6 protein-coding genes are annotated in these 15175 nt (G+C 51.8%); 1 reads left to right on the top strand and 5 read right to left on the bottom strand.

The genetic code is table 11. The features are described 5' to 3' along the window. From WES_RS10110 to hrpA, 3 genes are all read right to left on the bottom strand, one after another. Positions 1-1523: T6SS phospholipase effector Tle1-like catalytic domain-containing protein (locus WES_RS10110; RefSeq protein ID WP_016235215.1), on the bottom strand; the 1523-nt coding region annotated here is incomplete at its 3' end. A gap of 535 nt (positions 1524-2058) precedes the next feature. Continuing rightward, positions 2059-2859, bottom strand: coding sequence for a DUF218 domain-containing protein YdcF (gene ydcF, locus WES_RS10105; RefSeq protein ID WP_016158320.1), 801 nt, complete (start codon positions 2857-2859; stop codon positions 2059-2061). Between the two features lie 273 nt (positions 2860-3132). Then, positions 3133-7035 (bottom strand): ATP-dependent RNA helicase HrpA, encoded by a 3903-nt coding sequence (gene hrpA, locus WES_RS10100; protein WP_024195129.1) that lies wholly within the window; start codon positions 7033-7035, stop codon positions 3133-3135. Positions 7036-7235: 200 nt separating this feature from the next. On the opposite strand from hrpA, the gene azoR reads away from it, so the two are divergent. Continuing rightward, on the top strand, positions 7236-7841 hold the full coding sequence (gene azoR, locus WES_RS10095) for an FMN-dependent NADH-azoreductase (protein ID WP_016158322.1): 606 nt from the start codon (positions 7236-7238) through the stop codon (positions 7839-7841). 39 nt (positions 7842-7880) lie between these two features. Here the strand turns inward: azoR and WES_RS10090 are convergent, their stop codons facing one another. Beyond that, positions 7881-8747 carry an aldo/keto reductase family oxidoreductase gene (locus WES_RS10090; RefSeq protein ID WP_016158323.1) on the bottom strand — a complete coding sequence of 289 codons (867 nt, stop codon included), beginning with the start codon at positions 8745-8747 and terminating at the stop codon, positions 7881-7883. A 210-nt stretch (positions 8748-8957) separates the two neighbouring features. Continuing rightward, positions 8958-15044 (bottom strand): BigA/YdbA N-terminal beta-barrel domain-containing protein, encoded by a 6087-nt coding sequence (locus WES_RS24385; protein WP_016235216.1) that lies wholly within the window; start codon positions 15042-15044, stop codon positions 8958-8960. Between the last annotated feature and the right edge of the window lie 131 nt (positions 15045-15175).

Consider the following 15175-nt stretch of genomic DNA (forward strand, 5'->3'; position numbering starts at 1 on the left):
CCCGAGGACGGACTCACCCACAGGCTCAGGTCCGAGTCGATGTTCCAGTTCGCCGAACAGTGCAGATAACGCCCGATGGTTCGCATCTCCTCCGCCGTGAAGCCCTCCGGCTCTGCGCCGCGCCGGATCGCACGCCCCTGGGCTGTCGCTTTGTCACACAGGGGAACCAGCTCAGCAGGAAGAGCTGTGTCAGGGTTTTGCGGGTCAATATCTCCAAACATAACCCCGGCGTCCTGTGCCGCATCGAGCATCACCCGCATACACACCTTTTCCCAGTCGTTCGGCACGGCCCTGCGCGTCATAAACACCGCCGCGCCGGCTTTCTTCTCAAAAATAAACGCCCGAGCCTTGTCAAGGTTAACCAGCGGCCACGAAATCATTTTTGTCTCCACCTTACCGTGCGGCATCAGGTACTTCAGCGCCGGCAGTGAAAACAGCGCCTGACGCATCTTTTCCGCCTGACGGTACACCGCAGTCTGCGTCTCGTCCGCGCTCTCCGGTATCACGTCAAAGTCCGGCATCGTCAGCAGGGAAATCTCATCCTCGCCCGCGTTGTAGCCCCCGCCAATGTCCGAATGCGCCCCCGGCAGTGCCAGCTCCGGCCACATCCCCGCGATGCTGTTCAGACTGAAGTTATAACGGCACTCGTGCATTGCGCTTATCTGAAACACCTTCTGCGCCACAGAAGGACGCAGCTCAAGGTTGACACCAGGATTACTGCGTCCGTTAATATCGTAGAAATTCAGCAGGCTCCCGATGGCTGCCACTGTGTCAAAAAGCCCCAGAAAGCGCACCTCTCCCGCAGATTTTCCATGGTGTCCGGACATATCCAGCCCGTTATCTATCGCAGCCACTATCGCCGTATCCTGGTTCATCACCCGGTTGGCAAAGTGCCGTGCCGCTGCCGCGCCGCGACTGAACCCGAACACATCAAACTGCACCTTCGCGATCGCCACTTTATCGCGGTTACGACTGCTAAATACATTCAGTGCAGAAGCTATTTCCTCAAGAGCTTCATCGGTCTTAGTTACCACTCCCTCAAACCGCCTGATAAGGCTGCTGCCCAGCCCCATCCCCAGCAACGAGTCGCTTTTCCCATCTGCCGTCCCGATGCCACTGACGTAGGCTTTCACCTGTGCCTCCATCTCATCTTCACCAAGGGCAGTATCAGATCTGTAAAGGTCATTGAGCCGGGAAATATTGGTGATGCCGCCCTGCCAGCTGGCATTGCCTGCCCCCTCTCTGGCGTGTTCTTCATACTTCGCGCACGCCCTGGCTCGTTCCTCACCGACCAAACCGGCGCAGTGGGCATACGCCAGCCGCAGATCGTCTGCGTTTGCCCGGTTATTCCCGGTACCATCAAAGAACACCCCCACCGTCAGCGTGATCCCTCTGACCGGCACCCGCCGGCACCGGATGACTTTTCCACTGCATAAAACATCGGTGTAGTGCGTGTTCTCCCCGGTAGTTTCATACCGGTGATAGCCGGCATTACCCGGCTCAGTATTCTCGCCTGCTGCCATAAAAAATCCCTTTAGTCTGAAAGGTTAAATCAGGCACATCATACTCCCCCCTTCAGTTTTTAAATAAAATCAACGGTCTATATTCTGCACAAGATGCAGTTGCCATATTCAAATGTATGGATTCCTGGTGTTCACTGACAGCAACGGAGCCACTGAAATGCTCTGTCGCCCGGATTTAACGGGAGGATACAAGGTGCGGAGCCTACCGTCCCTGAAGCGGGTTGTTTTCAAGAGATACTGGAGTGCATCCGCTCTGCTGAGCAATAGCATTCACAACAACTGAAGGTGTATTCAGGATAATGGCCCTGTATTGGTCATTCCAGCTAACAGGGAAAGCTCGCCAGTAAGCAAACGCGACTCGTCCCTGTCAAAAAAGTCTGTTCCTGTGTAAACATCAATCATCGTAGATGACGGCATCGTGGAAAGACGATTCTGTGAAGGGCTTCATAAAAACAAATGTGAAAGGAATAAAAGGCAGAAGTAAAAGTAAAGACTCATGCCCGTTTGCCAACGGTATTTCACAAACGGGCAATTTTTAACGTAGTGAACGACTTTCCATCGCTTCAATAAGCACAGCGTCGTGTTTCAGCGTCTGCCAGGCCTGGGTGACTTCAGCGGGAAAGTCAACATGAACGATAAAATCGCGCCCGCGTGGCCCATAGCCATCGCTATCATCACGCAAACGAGGTAGCTCGCCAGTAAGAAGCGATAAATAACGCTCAATTGACCATAATCCTTCCAGTGAATTAGCAAATGCGACACTGTCTGTGTTATTCACTAATTGTGGTACAAATCCCGGATAACTTAACCAGCGTGGTGCATCGGGGTTGTCCCCGGTCATACGGCGGAACGTCGCCATCGTGCGCCGCTGCATGGTGGGGTCCTGCACAACGATAACCGTGTGAACCCGTTCTTTGGCCTGATTCAGTAACGCGATACTGAAGCGGGCATTTTCTCCGCAATTTGTTGACTGGTCTTCAATCAAGATTTTTTCATGTGGAATATGCCAGAACTGATTGGCAATATCTGCGAGGATGGTAGCTTCTGACCTGCCTGTTGTGCGAATGGTGTTGTAATGCGGATGCTGGGCGATGGCACTGTATAAAAATGTTGTCGAGTGACCGATACCACCGCTAATCAGTAACGGAATTTGCTGATCTCGGGCAATCTTGCAAGCGGCGTCGATCGTAGGGATAACCGCATTACCTGCAAGGATCACGCAATCAGCCTGATATGGTGCAGCACCGGAGAAATCATCCTGCGCCAGCCATCGACCGATAACGTTTATGGCATTGATGGTTGCCGCCGAAAGCGTCGGAAACGGGGTAATATTCATGGTTCCTCCTTCTCATTCCCTTAAGAATACTGCGTGAGATAATAATGAGAAGCGGAGCACTCTGAAAGGAGGAGGTCGTATTTCGTTAATCGCCTCTCCGCAAACCTGGCATATGTTTTACAGAAAAGCTGTAGATAAACATTATTCATCTTGCAGCAGAGAATTGTATTTCTCCTGAATCCCTGAACTTTTGCCCTTACCGTTTTCAGATTTAATAAAAAACCCGGCAGCATATGCTTACCGGGTTTTAGATTTATCAGGCAAATAGCAGCGTTATCCGCTAATTTGCTCCATCGCTTGCAGAATACGCTTATCTGAAATCGGATACGGCGTACCGAGTTGTTGGGCGAAGTAACTGACGCGCAGCTCTTCAATCATCCAGCGAATCTCTTTTACGTCTTCATCTTCACGACGTGCTGGCGGCAATTTGTTGATCCACTGCTGCCACGCCTGCTGGACGTTTTCGACTTTCAGCATCTGGGCGCGGTCGCGGTGTGGATCAACCGCCAGTTTCTCCAGGCGTTTTTCAATCGCCTGCAAATAACGCAGCGTATCACCCAGACGTTTGAAGCCGTTACCGGTGACAAAACCGCGATATACCAGCCCGCCCATCTGCGCTTTGATATCTGAAAGTCCCAGCGCCATCGTCATATCAACGCGCCCTTTCAGGCGTTTATTGATATTGAACACCGCTGTGAGGATTTGCTCGACCTGCTTCGCAATATCCACCACCGTGTCGTTCAGTTCGGCGCGCACTTTTTCATGCAGCGCAGCAAAGCCTTCTTCCGTCCAGACAGGGCCACCGTTGGCATCGATCAATTTATCCACACCGCAGGAGATACAGTCGTCGATCAGCTCCAGTACTTTGCCATACGGGTTAAAGTACAGCCCTAACTTGGCTTTGTTTGGTAACTTTTCATGCAAGTACTTGATCGGCGATGGAATATTCAGCAGCAGCAAACGGCGAAGACCGTTCCACATCGCTTGCTTTTGTTCCAGCGGATTATCAAACAGTTTGATCGCTACGCTGTCGCGTTCATCCACCAGCGCCGGCCACGCTTTCACTTTGTAGTTGCCACGTTTCTGTTCATAGCTTTCCGGCAGTTGACCAAAACTCCAGATATGTAAGCCGCTCTGCTCAATACCGTCATCCGCCACTGCAGACAGCGTTTCCTGCACTTTGCCTTTCAGCGCGTCTTTCAAATCTTGTAATGAGCGCCCTTCTTTTAGCTTCTTGTTTTTGTCATCCACCACGCGGAAGGTGATTTTCAGGTGATCGGGCACCTGATCCCAGTGCCAGTCCTCGCGGTCAACGGTAACGCCGGTCATCCGCCGCAGCTCGCGCTCAAGGCTGTCGAGCAACGGCAGCTCCAGTGGCGTGACGCGGCCTAAGAACGCTTCGGCGTAGTTTGGCGCGGGTACAAAATTACGCCGTACCGGTTTCGGCAACGATTTAATCAGAGCAATCACCAGTTCGCGGCGCAGACCGGGGATCTGCCACTCAAACCCACTCTCCTCAACCTGGTTAAGTAACGGCAGCGGGATATGCACAGTCACACCGTCAGCATCTGCCCCCGGCTCAAACTGATAACTCAAACGCAGCTTGAGATTGCCCTGATGCCAGAAGTTCGGGTAATCCAGCTTGCTGATTTTTTCCGCACCTTCTTTGATCAACATGCTCTTTTCAAAGTTGAGCAAATCAGGCGTTTCGCGGCTGACCTTTTTCCACCAGCTGTCGAAGTGGCGCGAGGAGATGACATCGTGACTGATGCGCTGGTCGTAAAACTCAAACAGCGTTTCGTCATCCACCAGAATATCGCGGCGACGTGATTTGTGTTCCAGCTCTTCCACTTCCGCCCGCAGTTTCAGATTCTCGCGAAAGAATGCGTGGCGCGTCTGCCAGTCACCTTCCACCAGCGCGTGGCGAATAAAGAGTTCACGACATAACGCCGGATCAATCTGGCTGTAGTTGACCTTGCGCGCGGCAACAATCGGCAATCCATACACAGTGACTTTTTCCGTTGCCATCACCGCGCCCTGCGCCCGTTCCCAGTGCGGTTCGCTGTAGGTGCGTTTAATCAAATGCTGAGCAACGGGTTCAACCCATTCCGGATCGATGCGCGCAGCAATACGCCCCCACAGGCGGCTGGTTTCTACCAGTTCCGCCACCATTACCCATTTCGGTGGCTTTTTGAATAAACCAGAACCGGGGAAGATGGAAAAACGCGCGTTACGTGCGCCGGTATATTCCTGTTTATCGGCATCTTTCATGCCGATATGCGAAAGCAAACCGGTCAGTAAGGCGATGTGAATTTCGCGATACTCCGCCGGTTCGCTGTTCACCGGAATGCCGAGTTCTTTCACTACCTGGCGCAACTGGGTGTAGATGTCCTGCCATTCGCGCACGCGCAGATAGTTGAGGTAATCGGTGCGGCACAGGCGACGGAAGGCATTCGAGGAGAGCGCCTTTTGCTGTTCGCCGAGATAATTCCACAGATTAACAAATGCCAGGAAGTCAGACTCTTTATCGTGGAAACGACGATGTTTCTCGTCCGATGCCTGCTGTTTGTCCATTGGACGCTCACGCGGATCCTGAATGGAGAGCGCGGAAGTGATAATCATCGCTTCACGCACGCAGCCATGTTTTTGCGCTTCCAGCACCATTCGCGCCAGACGAGGATCGACAGGCAGTTGCGAGAGTTGGCGACCGAGCGGCGTCAGTTTATAGGCGCTGGCCTGTTCATCAGTGGTGATCGCGCCCAGCTCTTCGAGCAGACGCACGCCATCCTGGATATTGCGTTTATCCGGCGCTTCGACAAACGGGAACGCGGCAATATCGCCCAGCCCCAGCGCAGTCATCTGCAAAATAACCGAGGCCAGGTTGGTACGCAGAATCTCCGGGTCGGTAAACTCCGGGCGCGAGAGGAAATCGTCTTCGGAATAGAGACGAATACAGATCCCTTCTGACACACGACCACAGCGGCCTTTACGCTGATTAGCAGAAGCCTGCGAAATCGGCTCAATCGGCAAACGCTGTACTTTAGTGCGATAGCTGTAGCGGCTGATACGCGCCGTACCGGGGTCGATAACGTATTTAATACCCGGTACGGTCAGCGAAGTTTCTGCGACGTTGGTCGCCAGCACAATGCGCCGTCCGCTGTGCGACTGGAACACCCTATTCTGTTCGCTGTTCGACAGTCGTGCGTAAAGCGGCAAGATTTCGGTATGACGCAGATTCAGCTTGTTCAGCGCATCGGCGGTATCACGAATTTCCCGCTCGCCGCTCATAAAGATCAGGATATCACCAGGAGTTTCCTGGCTTAGCTCTTCTACGGCATCGAAAATGGCCTGCAACTGGTCGCGTTCGGTGTCATCCGCTTCTTCAACAATCGGGCGATAGCGCACTTCCACCGGATAAGTGCGACCAGAGACTTCGATAATCGGCGCATTATTAAAGTGACGTGAGAAACGTTCAGGATCGATGGTCGCCGAGGTGATGATCACTTTCAGATCTGGACGACGCGGCAGCAACTCTTTCAGATAACCGAGCAGAAAATCAATGTTCAGGCTACGCTCGTGCGCTTCATCGATGATGATGGTGTCGTACTGCATCAGCAGGCGGTCTTGCTGGATCTCCGCCAGCAAGATACCGTCAGTCATCAGCTTGACCATCGTGTTATCACTTACGTGATCGCTGAAACGCACTTTGTAACCGATGCAACCACCCGGCTCGGTCTGCAACTCTTCGGCAATACGATTCGCGACGGTTCTTGCTGCCAGACGGCGCGGTTGGGTATGACCGATCAGCCCTTTAATTCCGCGCCCCAGTTCCATACAGATTTTCGGTAACTGAGTGGTTTTACCTGACCCCGTTTCCCCGGCAACGATGACGACCTGGTGGTCACGAATCGCTTCGAGAATGTCCTGTTTTTTCTGACTAACCGGCAAATTGTTCGGATAAGTAATCTCCGGACGCGCCGCTTCACGCAGCAGGACTTTCCCTGCCGCCTGGTCAATCTCTTTTGCCATTTCCTGGAAAATGGCCTGTTGTGCATCAGGATTTTTAACCTTTTTCACACCATGCAGACGGCGGGAAAAGCGCAGCCTGTCACGCAGCATTAGCGAATCCAGCCGCTGTTGCAAGACATTAAAGGTCAATTTTTGTTGTTCTGTCATAACGTTAGAGGGCAGTAGTCTGCCTGATTAATTTTCTTTTAAATGATAGATATAGAGTACCACATCGCGGCTTTCTATGCGTTGTTCAATAAATTCGAACATAGGCTTCGATTTATTGCGCTATCTCTGTGGCAGGATTGTGAATAAAGTGTCAACAAGCAACGGGGCATCGCCCATTCAAACATCTATAAGGAAACACCATGAGCAAGGTATTAGTTCTTAAATCCAGCATCCTGGCAGGGTACTCTCAGTCTAATTTGTTGTCCGATTATTTTGTTGAACAATGGCGCGAAAAGCACACTGCTGATGAAATCACCGTTCGTGACCTGGCAGCAAATCCGATTCCGGTGCTGGATGGCGAACTGGTTGGCGCTCTGCGTCCGAGCGATGCGCCGCTGACCCCACGTCAACAGGAAGCTCTGGCGCTTTCCGATGAGCTGATTGCCGAGCTGAAAGCCCATGACGTTATCGTAATTGCGGCACCAATGTATAACTTTAACATCTCGACTCAGCTGAAAAACTATTTTGACCTGGTTGCGCGTGCAGGCGTTACTTTCCGCTACACCGAAAACGGTCCGGAAGGTCTGGTAACAGGTAAAAAAGCCATCGTGATTACCAGCCGTGGCGGTATCCATAAAGATGGGCCGACGGATCTGGTGACGCCGTATCTGTCCACGTTCCTGGGCTTTATTGGCATTACCGATGTGAAATTCGTCTTTGCGGAAGGTATTGCCTACGGTCCGGAAATGGCGGCGAAAGCGCAGGCAGACGCCAAAGCAGCAATTGACGCAGTTGTTGCAGCATAAGTTTTAAGAGGCCTCCTGCAAGTGCGGGAGGCTTTTTACTTAACCCGCCTTTTTCGCAATGCTGTCCAGTGTTGCCAACACATCATCAGATAACACTAATTTCCCAGCAGCCATATTCTCCCGCAAGTGCGCAATGGAAGATGTCCCGGGGATCAGCAAAATATTCGCTGAACGTTGCAACAGCCACGCCAGCGCCACCTGCATTGGTGTCACGCCCAGGCTTGCAGCAACATCCGAAAGTGTGGAGGATTGCAGCGGCGTAAAACCGCCGAGCGGGAAGAACGGCACGTACGCAATACCATCGCGAGCCAAAGTATCAATTAATGCGTCATCGGCACGGTGTGCAATGTTGTATTCGTTTTGCACACAAACGATTTCAGCGATTTTGCACGCTTCAGCGACTTGTGTCGGCGTGACATTGCTCAAACCGATATGTTTTACCAGTCCCTGCTGCTGCATCTCTGCCAGCACGGTCAGGCTGGCTTCAATCGATCCTTCCGTCGGACCGTGACCATCCCCCAGCATTACGCGCAGGTTAACCACATCCAGCACATCAAGCCCCAGATTTCGCAGGTTGTCATGCACCGCCTTTTTCAGTTCAGCGGGAGAGAATGCGGGCAGCCAGGAGGCATCCTCACCACGGCGAGCGCCAATTTTGGTGACAATCGTCAGGTCGTCAGAATAGGGATGCAGTGCTTCACGGATGATCTGGTTGGTGATGTGCGGGCCATAAAAGTCGCTGGTATCAATGTGATTAACGCCCAAAGCAAGTGCCTCACGCAGCACGGTAATAGCAACATGGCGATCTTTCGGCGGACCGAAAACACCAGGCCCTGCCAGCTGCATCGCGCCATAACCAAGACGGTTAACGTTTTTTGTCCCAAGAGTAAATGTGTTGCTGCTCATAACATCCTGCCCTTTAATAAAACGGATAAAGAAAAATCAGTATAGAAATGAAAAGAGATAAATGATGTGAAGGCATAAATAAGATTACTGGATGCGTAGCACTTATTTGACCTGAAAGACTGCCAAAACTTAGGCTGTATAAGATCGTATTCGGCAATAAAAAACCGCAACCAGTATCAGCGTTGCGGTTTTTGTGTCACATGCGAAAAATTAGAACGTTTTCTTAAAGTTCAGCATCACGCCTTTGTCGCTGATGCCGTCCTCTTTCCAGTGGTAAGCATCCAGATGCAGCGAACTTTCTTTGCTACTGTACTTCACGCCGACGCTTGCCAGGCTGTTGATACCGCCGCCCTTCTGCCCGTCGTCAACGTTAAACTGCTGACCACCTGTCCCGGCAAGGCTCGCCGTGCGCTGGCTCTTCGCATAACTCAGGTTCGGCCCGCCCTCCAGCGTGGCGTTCGCGCTCCAGCCGTCTTTCCCTGCGTAGTTAAGTTTCAGCCCGACGATGCTGTCCACCGCCGTTTCGCTGCCACTGTTCATATTCAGGTTAAAGTCACCGGCATTACGTTCCTGATAACCGCCTTCCAGCGTGTGGCGCAGTTTCACTCCGGCATACGGCGTGATTTTCAGCCCTTCGTGCGGTTCAAAGGTTTTCGCCCCTTCGCTGCGGAATTCCAGGTACTGCTGCTTCACGTCGGTATCGGCGGTTTTACTTACGTCGCCGTAGGCTACGGCACGGCTGCTGTCGAGGTTATGAACGTCATAACGCAGGGCGTTATTCCAGTTCACGCCATTCTCAAAGGACATCTGATATTGCAGGCCAAAGAACTGGCTGTAACCACCGGTCACGCCGTTGTCCCCGGCCTTATCTGAACCGTCGCCGTCAAGACGGGCGATGCCGTATTCCAGGCTCAGGTTCTGGCTGTCGGTCAGCGCCAGCGACTTGCGCAGCGCCAGCATGTCGTATTGCGTGTCGTTGCCCAGTTCCGCGCGCGGATCGCCTTTTGCCACCACGTTGAACGCAAGACCATTGCCCACCTTCGGCGCGGCATCCGCCAGCATACTGAAGCGGTTGCTTAACACGCGCGCTTCGCGGAACACGGTGGTTGCCTGGCTGCCGCTGATTTGTTTCAGTGCGCTGTTCAGTTCCGCCGTGGTGCCCACGTTCAGGCTGGTGTACAGCTCGTTGTTGGTGTAGCCCGCGTCCAGCGCCTTCGCCACATCATTCACACTGCCATCTGTCGCGACATCGGTGTAGGTGTTTTTGGTCATTGTCACGTCTACGTTACCGCTCGCATCCGTACTTCCTTGCGCATTCCACATCACAGTAGTGGACGTGATGGCGTTCGCGTCAGTGAGGTTGCTGCCCTGTACTACGTTATCAAAGTTAACGGTGGTCTCTGCTGTACCCGCAGCGAAGCCAGTGTTGATCTCCACGCCGTTCATGCTGGCGTTATTGACCATCAATCGACCCGCGCTGCCGTCGGCGTTAGTGCCCACAACATAGCCGTTGAGGTTGTTGGTAGCGCCAGCGTCGCCACTTGAGTTATCAGCAAACGATGTCACTGTAGTATTTGGTACATCCGGTAATGTGTAATCGCCGTAATGAACTTCGGTGGTGTTATCGTTGTTGCCGTTCTTCCCTTCCACATTCACGCTGTCGCCCTGTTTGATCAGGCCAGACCCGGTCACACCATCAGCGATCACCACCGAACCGTTGTTGACGACGTGGCCATTCGTCCCCAGCACACTGAAAGCAAAAGAATCATTGGCATAAATATTAATGGTGCCGTTGTTCTCAATGACTGCGTCTGCCGTTGCATTGGCATCCAGTTGCATTGCAATCAGGCCAGTATCGGTCGTGCCTTCCGTACCCAGGTTAATGATGCCGTTATTGACCAGTTGCGCATTATTATTCCCTTCCATCGCCACAGCATTGTTGCCGCTGATGTTCATGGTGCCGTCATTCTGCGCGACATAGTTGTTATGGGTGAACTTCACCGCGCTGGCATTATCGCGGTCGAAATTAATCTCGCCTTCGCCCATGTTCCAGAAGAACGCGTCGGTCGCTGCTGCGTTACTGGCGCTGGCAACGACAGATTTAGCGGTTGAATCCACTTTACCGTTGTTGATAAAGCGCCCGTTATTCCCCCAAATATTCACGGCTCCATTATTTGAAGAATCGCTCAACAACATATGCCCGGTGTTGTACAGCGTACCAGACTGATTCAGGTGGATAGCATTTTTGGCATTATTGAGAACAAACTCGCCGTTATTATTGAATACGGCGTTATTGTTGATTTCTAACATGCCGGCATTGGTGCCACCACTGCTCTCGCCAAGAATCCATTCACCTTCGTTATTCACCACGGCTTTATTGGTTAACATAGCACCGTTTTTAACCGTGCCGCCCTGCTGGTTGTTGAAGGTGCCGTTTTGTTGAGTGATGCGACCAGTAATTATACCGCTGTTATTAACAGTACCGTCTTTCTGTACCAGTTTATTGATGGTCCCTGTATTGCTCACCAGTGCATTACTGGCGCCAGCATATATCGTTACCTGGCCTGACACCGTACCGTCGTTATTCAGCGTGCCGCCGTTAACATCAATGTTGTTAATTGTACCTGCGTTATCAACTACGCCGCCGTCATTCAGTTTAATCATGTTACTGATATTTCCGGTTGCGGTATTATCCAGTTCACCGCTCAGAACCGTCAGCATCTGGCTGGTAACAGTTCCTGCGTTGGTAACGCTACCCGGCGTGGTATTGGTTATTACAACGGATTGAGTAAAGTTGGTTGACTGCCCTTCGGCGGTGATCGTATCTCCCCCGGTGTAGACAAGGCTAACTGCCGGATCGGTCGGGTTATACACACCGGCGGTTTGGCAATTGCCAAACGTACAGATAGTGCCGTAATTGATAATGGTGCCCAAACCGTCAGTATAAAAAGCCTGGCCGACATCGGTATCAATATTGATCACACCGGTTTTGTCATTAATCGCCACGCCGGTGCCAACAGCGCCCATTGCGAACAGTTGGTTATTCTGTTGCTTCGTGACGTTTTCATCCGTCGTCAGATTGATAGTGCCCTGGTTTACCGCTGTACCGCCGTTCAGCGCCAGCATACCAAAACCTTCATTGTTGACGTTGATTGTGCCTGTATTCAACCCGGTGGCATCTGCCCAGCCAGTCTCGGTCGATCCCACCAACATACCACCGCCCATTAGATACGGAGTATTCGTCTGCCAATAGGCTTCGCTGGTGATATTGCCATTATCATCCAGAGTCGGGATAAAACTATCGACGTTAATTTCTCCGGCATTAATGGCAGTACCTTTTGCTGAAGAAACGCCATAGGTTCCTGCGCCATGCAGATTAATCAGCGCATTAGCTTCGTTAGTGGCCTGCCCATAATTATCCGCCATTAAGGCGAAGAACACTCTGTTATACCAGGGAAGGGGGTAAGCCGCTTCGCCATCACCTCCTTGTGGCGTGGTGGCGGAAACTACGTTAATTGTACCGCCAGTCGCATTTATCGCATTTGATCCCTCTCCGCTGGCGTGAACCATCGCAACCTTTGAGTCACTGGCCTGATTTTCTCCCGGCAACGCCGTTATGGTGCCGAAATTAGTGACGGTTCCGCCTGCACGAGCCACCATCAACTCCTGTGAGGTAGCCGCATTAATGGTTCCGTAGTTATCAATATGCGTTCCGGAGTCATTTGCCATAAGAACGGCGTAAGGATAAATATATTGGGTATTGATTAGATTGCCGGTAACGTCAATAACGGAGTCTCTGTTGAGAGTGACCGTTGCACCATCCGAAGCTGCAACAAGCGTAACCTGACCCCGCAGCGTGCTGGCATCCACGCTGGAGTGACCACTGACGTTAACCGTATTCATGCCAGAAACGTTTACACCGGTTACAACCTCCTCAGCGCCTGTTCCTGAAACGTTAATACCGCCCTGCAGATTAACGGTATTACCTTTGCCGGTAACGTTGAGCCCCCGCATATTGGCTTCCACCGTAGCCATCCCCTCATTGAATGAGAAGTTTATGCTGCCGTTTAAATCAATGGTGTTATTATCACCGCTAATATTTATCCCATCCAGCGGTGACGGTACGCGGGTACTTTCGGTCCCCATACTCGATATCAGGTTGATATTTCCGTCCAGGGTGATATCGCTACCATTACCCGTCATATTGATGCCCGTTGCACCCTGGAACAATCCGCTATCGTCTTTTTCCTGGATAACGTTGATATCTCCCCGCAACTCGACCTGCTCGCGATCGCCCGTAATAGTGACACCCGTACCATTTTTTGAGATGTCGATTTCGCCAACATTGGTAAACTGTACGTCATCGCCGTCGATCATGACGCCGTTCGAATTCTTATTCACAACGGTAATTTTGCCCGTGTTGCCGATGGTCGCGCGATCGCCACTGACATCAATGCCGTGCGCTGCACCGCTAACAAACAGGTCGCCATTCTGGAGGACACGGGTATCATCACCAGTTAACCGTGTACCCACCGCGTTCACCCCATCAACGGTCATATCCCCTGAAATTTCGAGGTTGTTTCCGTTGCCAGATAAACTTACGCCCGTTGCATTTTCACCTTCAATACTCAGCTCATAAGTTGTCAGCGTGATGCTGTTGCCGCTGCCGCTTACCTCCAGCCCGGTCGTGGCGTCGTTGACGGACATCTTGCCTGAAAGTGAAATACTGCCCTCATCACCGGCAACGTTAACGCCCGTACCACTATTTTTGGTGGTGATATCCCCCACGTTGACGAAGGTGGCGTTGTCGCCGTCGATCAGCACACCGAATGGATTGCCATCGTGCCCCGTCTCGCCAACCGTAATATCACCGATATTCATAAACGTGACATCACTGCCATCCAGCAATACGCCAATGGATTTATCATCCACTACGGTAATATTGCCTTTGTTACTGACAATGGTGCCGTTACCCTCGACGTCAATACCGTGTGCAGCGCCGCTGACGTAAAGATCGCCTTCCTGCTTAATAAGCGCGTCATCACCGATAATTTTGGTCGCCGCCGAGTTTTCACCATCGACGGTCATATTCCCTTTATTATCAATAACAGCATCGTCACCGTTAATCAGGCTACCTGTACCGCCGTTAGTAAATGTGGCGTCACCCTGAGTATTAATCGTCGCGTTGTCACCGTTGACAATAACGGCCGTACCGCCATCCACTTCGGTTTCACCATTGTTATTGATGGTGATGTTATCGCCCGTCAGGATACCGACAATGGAACCTTCGCCAATCGCAGTGGTTTTACCGTCATTGTTCAGAACAATATTATCGCCTTCCACGGTCATTACCGTACCGCCATTCAGCGCGGTGTTGCCGCCCTGGTCGGTAATAATGGCGTCACTGACTTTGATATCGTTGCCCGTGGTTCCATCAACTACCACACCAGCTTCTTTGGTGATGTGGATTTTGCCCTCGTCGTCGTAGCTCCAGGTGATTCCACCCGCTTTGTTAACACCTTCGAAGACTGCCGTGTTGCTGTCTTCATTTACCTTCCACTGTTTGACAATTGTCTGGCGACCGTCTTTTGCCGTCAGGGTATAGCTGCCATCCGCATTCTCGGTGTAGGTAAACGTTGCGTTACGGATTTGCAGCGTTTTTTCAGCTTGATCCCAGGTCACGTTGTTGTTGTATTTGATCGGATCCGGTTTATCATCCGGTGGTACTGGCGTGTCTCCGCCATCGTCCGGCGGTACTGGCGTATTACCGCCATCGTCCGGCGGTACTGGCGTATCATCGCCATCGTCCGGCGGTACTGGCGTATCACCGCCATCATCCGGCGGTACTGGCGTATCACCGCCATCGTCCGGCGGTACTGGTGTATCACCGCCATCATCCGGCGGTACTGGTGTATCACCGCCATCGTCCGGCGGTACTGGAGTATTACCGCCATCATCCGGCGGTACTGGTGTATTACCGCCATCATCCGGCACCGGAGACCGATCGTCGTGATGGTGATTATTATCATCGTGTAGGGCATAGACCGCGACACCTGTTACTACCGCCGCCAGACCAGCGGCAGCCCAGGGTAAAACGGCACTGTCTTTAAGATCTCTACATTCTGCCGGTAAATTCTCAAGCTGTTCTTTATTTAATATGTGAATATTTGCCGGACAGGATATTTTGCTGGATTTCCGTGTTTCGTCGGCTGACTCGGTTGTAGTGGTATCCGCAGCCCATGTCTGGCTACTTAACGCCATCGCAACACAGACAGACAACAATTTTTTCCTTTGCATATATAACTCCTTAAAAATAGTTCTTGCATAACAAACTACACAAGACTTAAAGACAGAAAGCACTAAATGCTTGCAACGAAGCATTTAATAAACAAAATTTATTTTATTCATGCAGCAAAAACTAAGATAGA

It is taken from the genome of Escherichia sp. KTE31 (assembly GCF_000407925.1).
GTDB classification, from domain to species: domain Bacteria; phylum Pseudomonadota; class Gammaproteobacteria; order Enterobacterales; family Enterobacteriaceae; genus Escherichia; species Escherichia ruysiae.